The 16,883-nt window shown below is 45.5% G+C and carries 10 protein-coding genes; 9 read left to right on the top strand and 1 reads right to left on the bottom strand.

The genetic code is table 11. The features are described 5' to 3' along the window. Positions 1-77: 77 nt before the first annotated feature. Positions 78-2,882: a hypothetical protein gene (locus HQM15_01335; protein MBF0491409.1), complete on the top strand. Its 2,805-nt coding sequence runs from the start codon at positions 78-80 to the stop codon at positions 2,880-2,882. 18 nt (positions 2,883-2,900) lie between these two features. On the opposite strand, the gene HQM15_01330 is transcribed toward HQM15_01335, so the two are convergent. Further along, complete coding sequence (locus tag HQM15_01330; GenBank protein ID MBF0491408.1) at positions 2,901-4,121, bottom strand: FHA domain-containing protein; 1,221 nt, start codon at positions 4,119-4,121, stop codon at positions 2,901-2,903. Between the two features lie 208 nt (positions 4,122-4,329). Between HQM15_01330 and HQM15_01325 the strand changes: the two genes are divergently transcribed. From HQM15_01325 to HQM15_01290, 8 genes are all read left to right on the top strand, one after another. Continuing rightward, entirely contained in the window at positions 4,330-7,779 is a 3,450-nt protein-coding gene (locus HQM15_01325; protein MBF0491407.1) for a hypothetical protein, read from the top strand. Between the two features lie 198 nt (positions 7,780-7,977). Further along, positions 7,978-8,463, top strand: coding sequence for a ribosome maturation factor RimP (locus tag HQM15_01320; protein ID MBF0491406.1), 486 nt, complete (start codon positions 7,978-7,980; stop codon positions 8,461-8,463). A 61-nt stretch (positions 8,464-8,524) separates the two neighbouring features. After that, positions 8,525-9,817 (top strand): transcription termination/antitermination protein NusA, encoded by a 1,293-nt coding sequence (nusA, locus tag HQM15_01315; GenBank protein ID MBF0491405.1) that lies wholly within the window; start codon positions 8,525-8,527, stop codon positions 9,815-9,817. Positions 9,818-9,908: 91 nt separating this feature from the next. Continuing rightward, complete coding sequence (gene infB / locus HQM15_01310) at positions 9,909-12,503, top strand: translation initiation factor IF-2 (GenBank protein ID MBF0491404.1); 2,595 nt, start codon at positions 9,909-9,911, stop codon at positions 12,501-12,503. Continuing rightward, positions 12,500-12,787 carry a DUF503 domain-containing protein gene (locus tag HQM15_01305; GenBank protein MBF0491403.1) on the top strand — a complete coding sequence of 96 codons (288 nt, stop codon included), beginning with the start codon at positions 12,500-12,502 and terminating at the stop codon, positions 12,785-12,787. The genes infB and HQM15_01305 overlap by 4 nt, the downstream gene beginning before the upstream one ends. Before the next feature lie 2 nt (positions 12,788-12,789). Continuing rightward, complete coding sequence (gene rbfA, locus HQM15_01300) at positions 12,790-13,158, top strand: 30S ribosome-binding factor RbfA (protein MBF0491402.1); 369 nt, start codon at positions 12,790-12,792, stop codon at positions 13,156-13,158. Next, a complete protein-coding gene (gene truB, locus HQM15_01295) occupies positions 13,145-14,077 on the top strand; it encodes a tRNA pseudouridine(55) synthase TruB (protein ID MBF0491401.1) in 933 nt (310 codons plus the stop codon). Before rbfA ends, truB begins: the two co-directional genes overlap by 14 nt. Before the next feature lie 94 nt (positions 14,078-14,171). Further along, positions 14,172-16,559: a sodium-translocating pyrophosphatase gene (locus tag HQM15_01290; GenBank protein ID MBF0491400.1), complete on the top strand. Its 2,388-nt coding sequence runs from the start codon at positions 14,172-14,174 to the stop codon at positions 16,557-16,559. Positions 16,560-16,883: the final 324 nt, after the last annotated feature.

Here is a 16,883-nt window from a genome sequence, read left to right as displayed (position 1 = left end):
AGCCCAGAAAAAAACAAATTGCATCGATAGGGACCCACCTATAAAAAGAAAAAATAAGATCCGTCGCTACGCTCCGAGTGGGTCCCTATCCTTGCGGATCACTGGGTCCCTGTCTTGCGATTTCGCAACGAGATCAAATTTGTTTTGGGTCCGGGCATATTCCTCACTATGTATTAGATAAAAATGGTGATTGGTGTGCTTTAACTCCTCCTTATAATAATTTGGGACCTACTCCTTATGGGTTTTGGCAAGAGTATGATGCTATGGGTTTGAAGGTGGGCGTTCGAGACGCTACAGCACGCGTTCTGGCAAGAAGGGCCTTCTTATTAGATTCTTTCTATCTTCTACAGACTCAAGAAGGAACTTGGCTTCAACATTACAATATTCCTCTCTTCGCCCTGGAACAAATCGGCCACGCCGAAAAGCTCCAAGCCCGCTGGTTGCAACTCAGATCTCTCGGAGTGGATCCTCATCCTTATGTACTGGCTGTAGTTAAATTAAGTGATGAAACCTGGAATGCCGCTTGTGCGCGAATTGCCTCTGACGCTGCTTTTGCCAAGGTTTTAGAAGCACTTATCCACCCTGCCGCCGCAGAATATTTTTTGATGCACCCCGAATTTAGTGCCGACCATATTTTAAAGGCCTCGTGGATTATTCGTTACTATTATTTGAAGCAGGGGCAGAAAGATCACAGCAAATTTTTAAATCGCATCCAGCGCTTTCTGGCCAAGAATAATATCTCTGTAACGGAGCTTCATGAGCAGTTGGAGAATAACGAGAAGTCTGAACTGATCACCACTTTAGAACACTTTCTTACAAGTGATGAAGTCGAAGTGAGCACTGAAACACAAATTGCAGCGCTTAGTTCTCAGGCCCATCCTTTAAGCGATGCCATCACGCATTTAAAATCGAAAAAGCTGGAAGAACGAAGCCTGGATTTTTTGGAGATTCCCAAATCTGGCTATGGCTGCGAATACGATGTGCGCTCACTGGTAGCGGCCACTCAGCATCTATATGTAAAACAGCCTTATGCCTGGTTGAGGGAGTTGCTGCAGAATAGTTTGGATGCTCTGAGAGGAACCCCATCCGATTCCTCTCGCCCCTGGAGGGAGAGGGTGGCCGAAGGTCGTGAGAGGGGATTGATTCAAGCCCAGATCTACAAAGTAAATAACGAAGCCATCCTCAGTTTTTATGATGAAGTAGGCATGGAAGAAGAGGCCATGAATCTGCTTTTGCCGGGGGTGACCACAAAGCTGCTTGGAGAAGACCTGGGAGGTTTTGGGGTGGGTTTCAAGGCGATTTTGTCGGGAGCCAATTGGGTGCGGGTGAAGACAGCGAAAAGTAAAAGGGGAAAACTGAGCTTTCTGGATTTTCAGGTGCAACGAGATGCGGAAGGGGAAATTATTGAGATACAGGTTCGAACTGCAGTTTTGGAAAACGACGAATCGTTCAAGGGAACCCTGGTCGAGACCTCAAGATACACAAATGATGCCGAACTGGAAATGGCCCGCCTGAAGGCCCACCTGCAACACGTGGGCAAATATATCAGCCTGGAATATCGGGTGATGCTGGGAGAGGAACAGGTCAACGCCGAGGCAGTGCCTACTTTGACCAACCTGGAAGATGATCCAAAAAAGGGGGGCATTGGAAGAGTAGAAGTCATGGACGCCTTTGATTTCAAGATTCTGCTGGGGGATCTGCCCATGTGCAATATGCCACAGGATTTGCTGGAGGCTGTGCCGGAGGGTATTTGGGAATTCTTTCGACGCAAGGGATGGTGCCTTCGCTTGGATCCCAAGCTGCATCTGCCCATAGAAACGCGAGATCGGCTTCAAAATCATGAGGCCGTGATGGCACGCTTGAAACAGCTTTTGCCTGGATTAATAATCAAGGCCTTTCTCACTCGTGTGGCTCAAAAAATGGACGGAGCCGATTTGCACCTGCTGCCTCAGGAATATTTTGTGCAGAGTTATGATCTGGAAAAAAAAGCCAGGTTTGACGCAGAAGTGCTACGACATGCCAGACTGATCAACGCGCATCAAATGGAAAGCATCACCGATTATTCCATTTATAGCCGGGCAGAAGAGCAGGAAAAAAATCTGGCAGATCGAAAATTAACACAGCTTTTAACCTTGGTGGAGTTCATTGAGTTTGAGTGGAGGGGAAAACAAAAGATTTCCGTTCAAGATATTTACGAAATGCAACGCGACCCCAATGAAAAAGCCAATCTGCAACGATTAAAAGAAAGCGGAAGACTGCCCGATTCCTTACGGAGCCGTTTGGCACGAGATGATCGCAGTCAGGCGATGGCCACCAAAAATGAAAATCTTCTTGAAGAGAGTATAGCAAAACAGGACGATGCCTTGAATTTTGGAATTGAGAATCTGCAGAAGAACCAGAAATATTTTTTGGACAAAATTCATGATACCGACACAGAAGCCTATCTGCTGGTACTGCAGGAAATGACCGCGGCCTATTATCAATATTATAATCGCGGTAAAGAGGTGAAGGTGGGGATACACACCTTTGATGCTTCGAAAACATCCTCAGGTTTAGCAAGTTATGCGAGGCATTATGTGGATGGGAATGGCGATTATTGTTTGCTTCGATCTTTTGGTGTTTCACTCAAAGAAGATATCGAGGCCTGGGCGGCTATTCGCAGCGAAGAAAATATCGCCAGGAAAAAAAGAATGCTGCTGGCTTTTTTAATTCGTCATTTTGAAACCCTCAGCCACGAAGTGACCCATGTCGAAAAAGAGGGTCGCAGACAGCATTTTGACGACAGCTTTACGCACGATAAGAAATTCTTTCATCATCAAATAGGGCTTTTGTTTGAGACCTTGAGCGCTTGGGCCGGGGTGGCCAGGGAGATGGCGGCATGAGGAGGTTTTTGGTATCCCTTAAAACCTCTGAAACAACATCTTGAAGCTTCCCACCGAAACTTGATCTCCGTCTTTCAAAATTTGCTCCTCCACCCGCTTGCCGTTCACGTACACGCCGTTGGAACTTTTTAAGTCGATTAAGATATAATCGTTGCCCTGCTTATTGATGGCGGCATGTTGCCGGGATACCTTTGCTTCTTTTAGCACCACATCGTTGGAGGGTGAACGTCCCAGAGAAATGGTTTCCGAGAGTTCAATCTCCTTGGGTTCTACGTCCCCCTCAAGGCAAATCAGTTTGGCGTGAATAGAAACGGATTCTTCTTCCATCTCGGGCATCTCAGGCAGTTCGGGGGCCTCTTCCAAAATGGAAATGGTCTGTTTTCCCGTGGGGGGATCTTCTTCCATGGAAGGTTTTTTTGTCTCCTGGGGAGGTGTGCTCTTCACAGGCGCAGGGACTTCCGGAGCCTCTTTTGCTTCGAGTTCTTCGAGAGGGATACTTTTTAAAATGGCTGAAATAGAGTCATCAAAAGAAAGTTCGGGACCTGCTGCGGGAGGAGGCGCTGCTACTTTCTTTTTTTCCATCGCTGGCGGGGTGGGTTGAACTACAGCTTCATCTTCATTGAAGTAATCTCCGCCAGGGTTTGAAGCGTTTAAAAAATAATCGCCAGAAGCTTGCTTCGGTGAAGAGGGCGGTCGAGCTGTGCTTGCAGGAGGGGGAGTTGCCTCTTTGAGAGCGACGGGAGTTGGAGGAGACGTAGGTGTGGGCGAGGGTTTCTCCGGAATAGGAGCTGAGGGGAGTTCCGAAAGCTTGTCTCGCACCTGAATCAGTTCTTCGTATTGATCGAGCTGTTTCTGCAGTTCGCTCAAGGTCTTTTCATAATTTGCAATTTCAGTCTCCGTTTGTATTTTGACTTCCTGAAATTTTTCTTCCTGATATTCCCCCAAGACATGTCGGAACTTAGCTTCTTCAAAAATTTCCCTATTTTTTTGTAAGTAGCTTTCTTGCTCCCCTTTGAAGGCATACAGTTCTTGAAGTGCTTTTTCAATTTCTGTACATTTTTGTTCAAAACCAGATTTTATCTTACCGAGCTGAACCAGGTAATCTTTTTTAACGCGCTGGTAGACTTGTTCAGAGACTTCACTGCTGTGCAATTCCATCTTTTCGATGCGATCCAAAATCAATTCGAGTTCCTGCCTGATTTGGAGAGTGGATTGGTAGAGTGTTTCATCGATGCGCATAGACATTTCCTTTGCTGAAATTAGAGCTACTAAGTACACAATTTTATGAAAGCTTGCTTGGGTCTGTCAACAAATAGACTTTATTATTTTAGAGGGATTTTGTTCACGAAATTGATTTACAGAACTTGCAAAGACTATTACTGTTTCCATTTGATTAATAGAGTAAGAAATAATTAAAAAACACGTAACCCTCTAGCCTCATTAAATTATGAACGATAACAAAAAAAAACCTTCTTCGAAGATGAATGCGGATGATTTTGACAAGACTCAGCTGGATGTTGATGTGCGGAAGTTGGAAGCTGAAGACATGGACAAGACGCAACTCATAGGGCGCAAAAGCCCACCAGAAAAGCAACCTGAAAAACAAAAGCTTGAGCCGCCCATCAAGACCAAGGCCACTGAACCTCAGGCAGTTAAGCCCCAGATTGTAGAACAGAAAACGGCAATTCCAGGTCCTCCATTTGATTTTAAGGGCAATTGGGCCCCCTTGTTGCTTTGGGTGTTTTTTTCATTTTTTCATTTGAGTCTGTTGATTGATGCCTTGGCTAATGCAAGCCCTTTGCGCTTTTTTTTGGGATTGGGTCTGGTTTTAAATCTACTTTTTTTTGTATTTTGCCTTCTTCAGAAAAAAACACTAAAAAGTCCCACCCATTTTGGGGCAGCCATTTTACTACTTACCTTTGGCTATAGTAGTTATCATTATGGCTCCCTAGATTCTCTGGCCCTCACTGCCTTCAAAAAAACACCCGCCACCCTGTTTAATTTTATTTTCCTGATTTCACTCCTTTACTTCCAGATTATTCTCCTCATTTCCAAAACCTTCTCCAGAACTGTAAAAATAGTTTTGTCCTTGTTTCTTTTATATTCCTTGTTCGCTATTCTTGAAAACCTTCTGTATGCCTTTTGGATTTTTAGGTCCTTTTGGAATCTGGAAGACAATCTTTGGAGTAGTTCCATCCCTTTTCTTCCTTTTTATTTTAGACCTCTCTCTCTTTATTTTTATTTTGTTTTGCCCTCCTTGTCTCTGGTGGCTCTTTTTAGACTTTTACGTTCCAAAAGCGAGGGTTTTGCTTCCTTTTTCCAATTGCTCCTGTGTTTCAGCCTGATGTTTCTTTCACAGATTATTTTATTTAAAAACTCTTATCCTTCCTTCTTGGGTTTAATGGGGTTGAGCAGGGAAAGTACAGGCATGGGCTTTGTCTATGGGAGCGAGAAATCCTCCATTCAGATTCAGGCGGTGAATTATCCCAAACTAAAAAATAACGATTTAGTCTTACAGCAGGTCCTTGCGGCTTCCTGGTCTGCGGATTCCGCTGGGGCGACGGACAATTCCAGAAAAATAAATCTGCTTCTTCGTAACGAAGAGGGACGGCAAATTCCATTTGAAAACAAGAAGGATCTTCAGGTGTTGGAACAGAACAGTCTTATTCCTTCCTTCAAACTTTCTTCCTTGCAAAGAAACAGCTTTGATCCCAAGGCGATATTCTTTCTCGTGGCCTCTCATCCTGCCTTGAAGCCTTATTCCGGCTTGTTGAAAGAAAATCTGGAACACTTGGGTCAGGCCTTTAATAGCAAAGAAAAAATTTTTGCGGCCCAGATTGCGGACACCTTTAAAGGGGATTGGCTGAGTCCTGAAAGTCTGAAATCTTTAACTTTTCAGCCCGCGACAAACTCCAACGTCAAGTTGGTTTCCGCTTTTGAGGCCTGGTCAAGGAAGATGCCGCGGCCTGCACTTTCCAAGATCAGTTTCTTGGTGGCAACACCCGATCTTGTTGTGTCTGAAGAAGATTCTTCCAAGCTTCTTGCGTTGTTAAAGAAACAGAGAAACGTCTTGTTTGCATTCTGTGTGGAAAATGAATGTTCAAATTCCTTGAAGCAATTAGCCACACAAAGTGGAGGGAAAACTTTAACTTTAAATCCCAAAGAAGAATGGACTCCGCTCTTCCTTTCGGCCTATTCAATGCTGTACCCCGATTATTTGCTTAGCTATAACTTTCAGGGGGCAGAGATTGATTTTCAAATTCTTTCACCTTCAAATGAGGGCACACTGGGTGAAAATTCAAGTTTGGAGCTGCACTTGAATACCCCCCTTTCAGAAGGGGCTAAAGTTGTGCTGAGTGCTCAAAATAACCCCCTTCAAGAGCAATTGATTGGTGCGGAACAAAATGTAAAAATGAATTTAAACCTTTCCCAGTTCCCGAAAGGAAAAAATACATTTAAAGTGACGGTTCTCGATCCTCAGGGGAAGCAGGCTTCCAAAGAACTAGCCCTTAATGTCCCCGATGTAAAAAAGGTTGCCTTTGTGCGTCCCTTGGAAGGAGATACGGTGAGTGGGCAGGTGAATCTGGAGGTGTTTGTGCGTGCCTCCCTGCAGGCCTCTGTGTCCAAGGTAGAGTTTTTTCTGGAAGACCAGAAAATTGGTGAAGCCCTTTCAGAACCCTATTTGATTACCTGGGACAGCGGCTCTCAGACTGGGTCTCATGTTTTAAAGACTGTGATTAATCTGGCGGATGGCTCGACCTTGCAAGATCAGATAAAGCTGAATTTTGCCTCTTCCATTTCCACTAAAATTCTTTCACCCGCTCTGGGGGAATATCTGAATTTGCTGACAGAGATTGAAGCCGAGGTGAATCATCCTCTTTCTGAGGACATAGCAAAAGTAGACTTCATGGCGGATGGAGTCTTGTTGGGTTCCATCAGTCAGGCTCCTTTCAAATATTTGTGGGATAACTCCAGCCTGATTCCTGGAAAACATTATTTGCAGGCCCGGGCCTATTCAAAGTTGGGCTCTTCTACCGATTCTGTCTCCGTAAACATCGGGTCGGGAACCCTCAGTATCTTTTCTGCCGATAATTCAGGTGGGGTGCCCAATTCAAGCACGGGTATTTCTCCCGATTATTTCGAGTGGGTCATCGATGCCTCCAAAACGATGGGCACTAGTGTAGGGGGCAGTAAAAAGATTGACTGGGTAAAAAATGCCCTCAATGAAATGCTTCCCAAGATTTCTTCCTCTTCTCAACATGCTTTTCGTTGGATGGGGGCCCAAAGTCCCAGCTCTTATCAAAACTGCAAGGACACACAGCTTTATTCTTCATTTAAACCCCTGGAACTCACCAAACTCCAAACCCAATGGAGTGGTCTAGAAGCCAAGGGGATTGCTCCCCTGGCTTATACCTTAGAAAAGGCCCGATCCGATTTTAAAGGCAGTAGTGGTTCACGGGTGATGGTTTTGTTTACCGACGCCTATGAAAACTGCGGAGGGGATCCTGTGTTGGAACTGGAGCGTTGGAAGAAAGAAAAACTCAATGTAAAACTCTATATTTTGGGTCTGGATTTGGAAGGCAGTCGGGATGAGATTGAATTGAAGCGCATCGCTTCGATGGTGGGTGGAGAGTATTTCTCCATTGCCCGTCCTCAAGACTTGTCGAAGGCCCTGGAAGAAGTGATTAAAGTGAGCTATGCGGTTCTCGATTACAAAGGAAAAGAAGTGGCTCAAAAGGCAGTGGGTTCTGAGCCTCTTGTGATACGCACTGGTGAATACCGGGTGGAAGTGAATCTGGAGCCTCCTTTGGTTATGGAAAAGGTATTGCTTCTCAATGGTCTTGAGAAAAAACTTTACCTTAAAAAAGAGGGGGCTCAGTTTAAGCTGAGTGAGTAACTTTCTTACGCGATATTTGTAATAATCGGTTACGCAAAAATCCCCTTTCCCCTTGAGGGAGAGGGTTAGGGAGAAGGGGCTTCATTTCAAAGAAATCCGTTATCAGTTTTGTCTTGCCAGCGGCTTTTTTTTTGTGTAGCAGCACGACACTTTGTTTCTTCACCATGGGCCTCGTTTGGCCCATTTTTTTTGATTTTCATGCAGGTACAACTGGAAAAAATTGAACAGCTTTTGCAGCCCCTTGCCGAATCTATGGCTTGTGAAGTAATTGCTTGTGAGTGGACCCAGGAAATGGGACGGCGGATATTGAGAATTTATCTGGATAAGCCGGAAGGGGTGATGTTGGAAGATTGTGAACGTTTTTCGAATCTTGTGAATCCACTTCTAGATGTAGAAGATCTCATCGCCCAAAGTTATGATCTGGAAGTTTCTTCTCCGGGAATTAATCGTCCCCTAAAAAGGTTAAAAGATTTTGAGCGTTTTACCGGGCAAACGATCAGGGTAAAAACCTTTACTCCTCTCGGAGGTCGTTCTCGATACAAAGGGAAACTGGTCGAAGTGAAAGAGCAGTTCATAAAGGTTGAAGTGGACAAGCAGGAATATAAAATTCCTCTTTCTGAAATTGAAAAGGCAAACCTTGAAGTGGGTGTAGATGAGGTTTTGAAAAAGGGTAAAAAAAAGTAAAAAAATGGAGTTAAAGATGGCAGGCAAAAAGAAAAAAACCGCCAAGGCTGGCGTAAAATCGATGTTTATTAACTTAAACAGCGTGATTGAACAAGTGGGTAAAGATAAGGGGATTCCTAAGGAAGCCTTAGTTGAAGCGGTGGAATCTGCGATGCTTACCGCGGCACGCAAGAAATACGGTATCGAAATTGAGCTCGAAGCTCAGTACAACGAAGAGCTGGGGGAAATTGAGCTGTTTCTATTTAAAACAGTGGTGGAGGATGTCTTTGATGAAGATATAGAAATTTCTTTGGCAGAAGCCAAAAAACTCGATCCCGAGACCAGTGTGGGAGACAGTTTGGGGGAGAAGATCGATTCGAATCAATTTGGTCGTATCGCGGCTCAAACGGCCAAGCAGGTGATCATTCAGCGAGTTCGAGAAGCCGAACGAAGCATGATTTACGAAGAGTATAAAGATCGGGTGGGCGAGCTTATTAATGGCATCGTCCGTCGTATAGAAAAAGGGAATCTCATTGTGGATTTAGGTCGCACAGAAGCCATTCTGCCTCAGAAAGAGCAAGTTCTTACAGAAAATTTTAAGGTCAATGATCGCATTACCGCCTACTTGTTGGATCTCAAAAAAGACTCCAAGGCCCAGCAGGTGGTACTTTCCAGAAAAAGTCCGGGTTTGATCAAGGCCCTTTTTGCTTTGGAAGTTCCTGAAATTGCCGAAGGCATCGTTGAAATAAAGGCCGTCGCCCGTGAAGCGGGAGCTCGTTCCAAAATTGCCGTTTATTCCACAGACAGCGATGTAGATCCTGTAGGAGCCTGCGTCGGGATGAAAGGTGCGCGCGTGCAAGGTGTGGTTCAGGAACTGCGGGGAGAAAAAATTGATATTGTTCCCTTCGATGAAGAGACTGCCCGTTTTGTCTGTAATGCCATTGCTCCCGCCGAAGTTTCCAAGGTGATTATTCACGATAAAGAACATGGAATGGAAATTATTGTTCCCGACGATCAACTGTCTCTGGCGATTGGAAAAAAAGGACAAAATGTCCGCCTGGCCGCACAGCTCACGGGTTGGAACATCGATGTTTTGAGCGAAACCAAGATGGAAGAAATCCAGAAGCGTGGGAAAATGGCTCTGGTAGAGGCTTTAGGGATTGAAGAAAGTCTGGCCAGTATTTTGTACAGCCATACTTACCGGACGGTGGAGGATATTGCGAGAACTTCAGCCGAGGAATTTATTGGCTTGCCCGGATTTAGTAACGAGCTTTTGACCCAGGTTCATGAGAGGGCGGTGGCCTTCTGTGAAGCTGAAAATCAGCCCTCCAGTGGAGAAGAAGAGTTTGAAGAAGAAGGTACGGACGAGGTTTAGTGGGGGAGACTAGAAAATCGAGTAACACGACTGAGTAAATTTTGATTTGCTATCCCGTCTAAACGGGGCGCAACAACACGAGTAAGGAATTATGGAATCTAAAACAGAAGTGATTGAAAAACGCGTAAAAGGCACAGTGATTCGTCGCAGGGTGAAGGTAACACCTGCGGAAGAGTCGGTGGCTCCTGTTCTTGCCGAAGAAATTAAGGGCGAAGAAATTACTCCAGACGTGAAGCAGCCCTCCGTAAGCAAGAAAGAAAGTTCTGTTGTAACCGAATCCATTGTTTCTGCTCCTCTTGTAAAATCGAAGCTTTCAGAAGAAGTGCAGCCTCCTACAAAAGTTTCTCCTGCGGCTAAAACCACTGTTTCTGTCACTAAAACAGTTCCTTCCAGCGCTGCTTCGGCAGTGGCTGTTGCTTCCAAGAAAGAAGCAGCCACGACTAAACAGGCAACAGAAATAAAGACGACCAAGACATTTCCTCAGAGACCTGTGCAGGGGACGCATGAAGAAGAGGATCGTCCCCGTTATGGATTGAAAATCGTAGGACGCATGGAGATTAAAGCTCCAGCACCAAAGCCCGCGGCAAAGACCGATCCAAAGGCAAAAACAGGCACGGGAGTTGTTAAGCAAGGTGCGGGGGTTACAGCGCTTCCTCTTAGCAAGACTTTGATTCCTGAAGAAGAAGCGGGCAAAGATAAAAAAGTTAAAAAAGGGGTTAAGAAAAACAAGCGTGAAGAGATTGAAGTCGATTTGGAAGGAATAGGCAAGGTAGCTACTCTCACTCAACTCACTCGTCTTGCGGCCACAGTTGTTCCCGAAAAGGCTCCCAGCCCCGGACGTGATCGTGAGGTGGTGTTTGAACCCAATCGGGGGCTACGTCGAAAAAAATCCAGAAAAGAAGGCAAAAAAACCGAAGTTACCCTCATGAAGGCCTCCAAGCGTGTGGTAAAAATGGGTGATTTTGTTACCGTGGCGGAACTTGCCCACGAAATGAGTGTGAAGTCTGGTGAACTCATCAAAAAATTAATGGCGATGGGGAGTATGGTGACTCTGAACCAGAGTATTGATTTTGATACCGCCTCACTGTTGGCCCAAGAGTTTTCCTATGAGGTTAAAAAAGATATTTTTGAAGAGCATCATGTCCTGGAAGTGAATAAAGACAAAGAAGAAGATTTGGTGTTTCGGGCCCCTGTGGTCACCGTGATGGGGCATGTCGATCATGGAAAGACTTCCTTGCTGGATGCCATCCGCGAGGCAAAGGTGGCAGTAGGTGAAGCGGGGGGGATTACTCAGCACATCGGGGCTTATCGTGTGAAGCTTCCCAAGGGTGAAATTACCTTTATCGATACACCGGGGCATGCGGCCTTTACTTCGATGCGCGCACGCGGGGCTTCTGTCACCGACATCGTCATCCTGGTGGTTGCGGCTGATGATGGGGTGATGCCGCAAACTATTGAGGCCATTAACCATGCGAAAGCAGCGGGTGTGCCCATCGTGGTGGCCGTCAATAAAATTGACAAGCCCGAAGCCGATCGCGATCGTATCCGACGCCAACTCTCTGAGCATGGATTACTCTCCGAAGAATGGGGTGGCGAAACGATATTTTCCTATGTGTCTGCCAAAACGCGGGAAGGAATTGACGGTCTTTTAGAGATGCTCCTCTTGCAGGCAGAAGTGCTAGATCTGAAAGCGAATCCCAACAAGCCTGCAAAGGGCGTGGTGATTGAATCAAAACTGGATAAGGGTCGTGGTCCTCTGGCCACTATCCTCGTGAAAGAGGGAACCTTGAGGGTAGGGGATGCGGTAATTTCCGGAATGCATTATGGAAAAGTACGCGCCATGCTCAACGAAAAAGGCCAGCAAGTGAAAGAGGCCGGGCCTTCTATTCCCGTAGAAATCATTGGTTTGGCCGGTGTGCCCAATGCCGGAGATACCATTGAAGTGGTGACCGCGGAAAAAATTGCAAAAATTGTGGCCGAACATCGTGAAGAAAAAGAAAAGCAGGCCCGACTGAATTCCAATGTGCGTGCCAAACTGGAAGATGTCTTTAGTCAATTGCAAAAAGGTGAGTCGCATGAATTGCGCATCATCCTGAAAGGCGATGTTCAGGGTTCTGTAGAAGCCTTGCGGGATGCCTTGCTCAAATTGAGTACAGACAAGGTGAAGGTGACCGCTTTGCATGCTGCTGTCGGTGGAATCAGTGAATCCGACATCATGCTGGCCGCCGCTTCCAACGCCATTGTGGTGGGGTTCAACGTGCGGCCTGAGATCAAGGCGAATGACCTGGCTCGTCAAGAAGGCGTTCAACTCAAACTCTACAATATCATCTACAATGCGATCGACGATGTCCGCAAGGCCATGGAAGGAATGCTGGCCCCCACGCTGACTGAAAAATATTTGGGACGCGCCGAGGTGCGCTCTGTGTTCAACATTACCAAAGTGGGAACCGTAGCCGGATGTTTTATGGTGGATGGAATGATGAGTCGTGCGGCAAAGCTAAGGTTGCTGCGAGACAACGTCGTGGTCCATTTGGGAAAAATATCTTCCCTGAAACGCTTCAAAGATGACGTGAAGGAAGTTCAACAAGGTTACGAATGCGGTATTTCCATCGAAAATTTTAATGATATTAAAGTGGGAGATGTGATTGAAGGTTTCCTGGTTGAAAGTTCAGCGACAAAATTATGATCGTCGGGGCCTGCAAATTCACTTTAGAGCTTTCCGCGGTGTTTAATTTAAAAGAGAAACGGAGTGTGGTTTCCAGCATTAAACAAAAAATAATGAATACCTTTAAGGTGTTTGTTTCCGAAGTGGAGGCGCTGGAAGATTTAAACACCGCGGTTTTGGGATTTGCCCTGGCAGGAAACGACGCAAATTTTATTCGCGATTTGATTGATAAAATAACAAACTACATCGAAGAGCATGAAGGAATCAAAATTACTTACGATAAAGTAGAAGTCCTTCAATTCTAAATATGAAAACAGGTAGAACTGAACGCATCGCTGAAGAAATTCGAAAAGCAGTGACCGAAATAATTCAATTTGAAATGTCTGATCCTCGAGTAGACGGAGTAGTCGTCACCAGCGTTAAAGTCACAGCTGACCTCAGTTTGGCAAGGGTTTATTTCAGCATTTTAGACCCTCCCGAAAATAAGAATGAGGCGCTGAAGGCCTTAAAACATGCCGCCGGCCACATTCGTCATCAAGTGTCTGAATCGGTGACCCTCAAATACATGCCGCAGTTTGAATTCTTCTATGATGAATCGTTAGAGCTTCAGCAAAAGATGGATCAGCTGTTTGAGCAAATTTCTCCAAAAACTCCGAGTGATAATGGCCCTGAATAATCCTTTGCATGGTATCTACGTCCTCGACAAACCCAAGTCCTTAAGCTCCCAAAGAGTGTTGAATTCTCTCAAAGGAGTTTTTCAAACCAAACGCATTGGTCATCTGGGTACGTTGGATCCCTTTGCGACTGGCGTTCTTCCTGTGTTTGTAGGGGAGATGACCAAGCTCATTCCTTATTGTGAAGATAGTAAAAAGAGTTATGTGGCCGAGCTGAAATTGGGTGAAGAAACAGACACCCTCGATTGCACAGGCGAAATTATTCAGCGAACGGAAATTCCCGAAATAAAGGTCGAACAAATTTTGGCGAGCCTAGAAAAACTCCAGGGCAGGCGATTTCAGCGAGCACCGATGTACTCGGCGATCAAGATCGCCGGCAGACCCTTGTATTCTTATGCCCGAAAAGACAAGACGCCAGAAAGCAGTGAAACAGTGCGTCAGCGGGAAGTAGAAATTTTCAGACTGGAACTTCTGGATTACCAGAAACCTTTGCTTCGATTTTTTTGTGAAGTCTCTCGGGGAACTTATGTGAGAAGTTTGGGCCTGGAAATTGCCGAATTGTTAGGCACCAAAGGGCACCTTTGTAATTTAAGACGAACTCAAAGTGGTTTGTTTACTGAAGAACAGGCCTTGCTTCCCGAATTATTTCAAAATGCCGATGCTGATTTTTTGCGGTCCCATCAAATTCCCCTAAAAAAATTGTATTCCAAGGTGCAACATTTGGAATTGAGCCCGGATCTGCTCGAGAGGATGTTGAAAGGGCAGTGGATCAAAATCAGTGAACTGCCTTTGGATTCACAAAATGACTACCAATCCGGTTTAATTTGTTTTGCCTATCTGGAGGGGAAACTTGCCATTATTGCCGAGTATAAAGAAAAAAACGGAAAAAAATATTTGGCCCCGCTGCGTGGAATTAATTAGTCGACAGGATAAATAACCCATGTTAGGGCCGCCTCACTTTTTTAGGGTGTCACACCTTTTAAACCCAAATACTAATGAACTCTGGAGGGGAAAAATGAAGAAGATCTTAGCTCCGTTAGGGGTGTTTGTAGCGCTAATTTTAATGGCGCCTTTGGCTTGGGCAAGTGAGGCCGATTTGGTCATTCCAAATTTGGCACTAGGTAACTTTTTTGGTTTTACGGCCCAGCAACTTTTGATGGCAGGCGTTGCTGTTTCTGCCTTGGGCATCCTGGTCGGTTTGAGTATTTTTTCCCAGGTGAAAAAACTTCCCGTCCACAGCACTCTCACCGAAATTTCTGAACTCATCTTCGAAACCTGCAAAACTTATTTGCAGACCCAAGGGAAATTCATTCTTCAATTGTGGCTCTTGGTGGCCGCCATTGTTGTGTTTTATTTCATGAAATTCAGAGGCTATGGCATCCCGCAGATTTCCATTATTCTTATCGCCAGCCTGGTGGGTATTGCCGGCAGCTATTTTGTTTCGATGTTTGGTATTCGAATCAACAACTACGCCAATTCTCGAACTGCTTTTGCCAGTCTGAAAGGCAAGCCCTACGCGGTTCTGCTGGTGCCCTTAAAATCAGGCATCAGCATTGGTATTTTATTGGTCAGTCTTGAACTCGTTATTTTGCTGAGTATTCTTCTTTTCATTCCTTCCGAATATGCAGGAAATTGCTTTCTGGGTTTTGCCATTGGTGAATCTTTGGGGGCCTCGGTGTTGCGCATTGCCGGTGGTATTTTTACCAAGATTGCCGATATTGGATCAGACCTCATGAAAATCGTCTTCAATATTAAAGAAGATGATGCCCGTAACCCGGGTGTTATTGCGGATTGCGCGGGGGATAATGCCGGAGATTCAGTCGGTCCTACGGCCGATGGTTTTGAAACCTATGGTGTTACCGCTGTGGCCCTGATTACCTTTATTTTGAAGGCCGTAGGCGTGGATGAAGTGAAGATTCAGCTTTTGGTATGGATGTTTGTGCTAGGCGTGGTGATGATGTTCGCCAGCGTACTGGCCTATTATCTGAATGCTGCCTGGGTAAAATCCAAGTTTCAAAATGTCGATAAAATAAATTTTGAATCCCCTCTCACCTCTCTGGTTTGGGTGAGTTCCATCCTTTCAATCTCCTTAACCTTTGTGGTTTCTTATTTTCTGATTCCCAGTGTTCAGGGGGATGGGACGATGTGGTGGAAACTTGCCAGCATCATTAGTTGCGGAACCCTGGCGGGTGCGCTGATTCCTGAAATGATCAAGGTCTTCACCTCCACCAACTCGGGTCACGTAAAAGAAGTGGTGGAAGCTTCTCGTGAAGGTGGGGCCTCTCTCAACGTGCTCGCCGGTTTAACTGCAGGAAACTTTAGTTGCTATTGGATGGGATTTCTATTCATCGCCTTGATGGGCGCGGCATATTTTATTAGCGAGCAAGGCCTAGGTGTCTTGATGAAAGCCCCCGCCATTTTTTCTTTCGGTTTGCTGGCCTTTGGATTTTTAGCCATGGCGCCTGTGACCATTGCGGTGGATTCCTACGGCCCTGTCACGGACAATGCCCAGTCTGTCTACGAACTTTCTCTCATTGAAACCCGGCCTGGAATTAAAGAAGATATTAAAAAGCAATTTGGTTTCGAACCCAATTTTGACAAGGCCAAAGATCTGCTCGAAGAAAACGATGGGGCAGGGAACACCTTTAAAGCCACTTCCAAACCTGTTCTCATTGGAACTGCGGTGGTAGGTGCTACCACCATGATCTTCTCCATCATTTTGATTCTGACCAATGGCCTGGTTCAAAATATGGATAAACTCTCTTTAATGCATCCTCCTTTCTTACTGGGGCTGATTGCCGGTGGAGCCGTGATTTACTGGTTCACCGGGGCCTCTACCCAAGCAGTGAGTACCGGAGCCTATCGCGCGGTGGCCTTCATCAAGAAAAATATGAAATTGGATGGAGCGGAAAAGGCCTCGGTGGAGGATAGTAAAAAGGTGGTCGCAATTTGTACTGAATATGCCCAGAAAGGGATGTTCAATATCTTTTTGACCGTGTTTTTCTCCAGCCTGGCCTTTGCCTGCCTGGAGCCCTTCTTTTTCATTGGTTATTTGATTTCCATTGCGCTCTTTGGATTGTTCCAAGCCCTGTTCATGGCCAATGCCGGTGGAGCCTGGGATAATGCGAAGAAAGTGGTAGAAGTGGAACTCAAGCAAAAGGGAACTCCTTTGCATGCCGCCTGTGTAGTGGGTGATACGGTGGGAGATCCTTTTAAAGATACTTCTTCCGTGGCCATGAACCCGGTGATTAAATTCACGACTTTATTTGGATTGCTTGCCCTGGAGTTGGCCTTGGAACTCCCTCCTAGAGTGAATATGGGTTTGTTTGTGGTCTTCTTTGCGATCTCTGCTTTTTTTGTCCATCGTTCCTTTTACGGAATGCGGATTAAAAGTAATGATTAATTCAGGTAACAGAAGATCCCAATTGGGACATGGTGAGTTCATCGAATCCATGGGGATTGGGTGAATTTGAGTGATGGTTCGACTGGGCTCACCATGTCCATTGTGTTGTATTTAAACGCATGAAAATGTGCCAAGCTTGCATTGGCGGCCCTGTGCTTTTGTCCCTCTTTCGAAGCAGACTTTAGAAATTCTTCAACAAATAATACTTCACAGTGGAAACCGAGAATATATTTTTTCCAGTCACAACAACCCGCGATCATATATGAGCAACAATGCATGTTTCATTCATTCTTTTGATTGAATTTTTACCTATAAAATCGGAGG

This window comes from Deltaproteobacteria bacterium, from assembly GCA_015233135.1.
GTDB lineage: Bacteria > UBA10199 > UBA10199 > JADFYH01 > JADFYH01 > JADFYH01.
The sequence above is the reverse complement of the archived record's forward strand: the minus strand, read 5'-3'. Positions and strand labels throughout refer to the sequence as shown.

Bases quoted from the DNA above. Each gene is read 5' to 3' on its own strand.
- HQM15_01330 (MBF0491408.1), bottom strand. From the start codon at position 4,121: ATGCGCATCGATGAAACACTCTACCAATCCACTCTCCAAATCAGGCAG.
- HQM15_01325 (MBF0491407.1), top strand. From the start codon at position 4,330: ATGAACGATAACAAAAAAAAACCTTCTTCGAAGATGAATGCGGATGAT.
- HQM15_01320 (MBF0491406.1), top strand. From the start codon at position 7,978: ATGCAGGTACAACTGGAAAAAATTGAACAGCTTTTGCAGCCCCTTGCC.
- nusA (MBF0491405.1), top strand. From the start codon at position 8,525: ATGTTTATTAACTTAAACAGCGTGATTGAACAAGTGGGTAAAGATAAG.
- infB (MBF0491404.1), top strand. From the start codon at position 9,909: ATGGAATCTAAAACAGAAGTGATTGAAAAACGCGTAAAAGGCACAGTG.
- HQM15_01305 (MBF0491403.1), top strand. From the start codon at position 12,500: ATGATCGTCGGGGCCTGCAAATTCACTTTAGAGCTTTCCGCGGTGTTT.
- rbfA (MBF0491402.1), top strand. From the start codon at position 12,790: ATGAAAACAGGTAGAACTGAACGCATCGCTGAAGAAATTCGAAAAGCA.
- truB (MBF0491401.1), top strand. From the start codon at position 13,145: ATGGCCCTGAATAATCCTTTGCATGGTATCTACGTCCTCGACAAACCC.
- HQM15_01290 (MBF0491400.1), top strand. From the start codon at position 14,172: ATGAAGAAGATCTTAGCTCCGTTAGGGGTGTTTGTAGCGCTAATTTTA.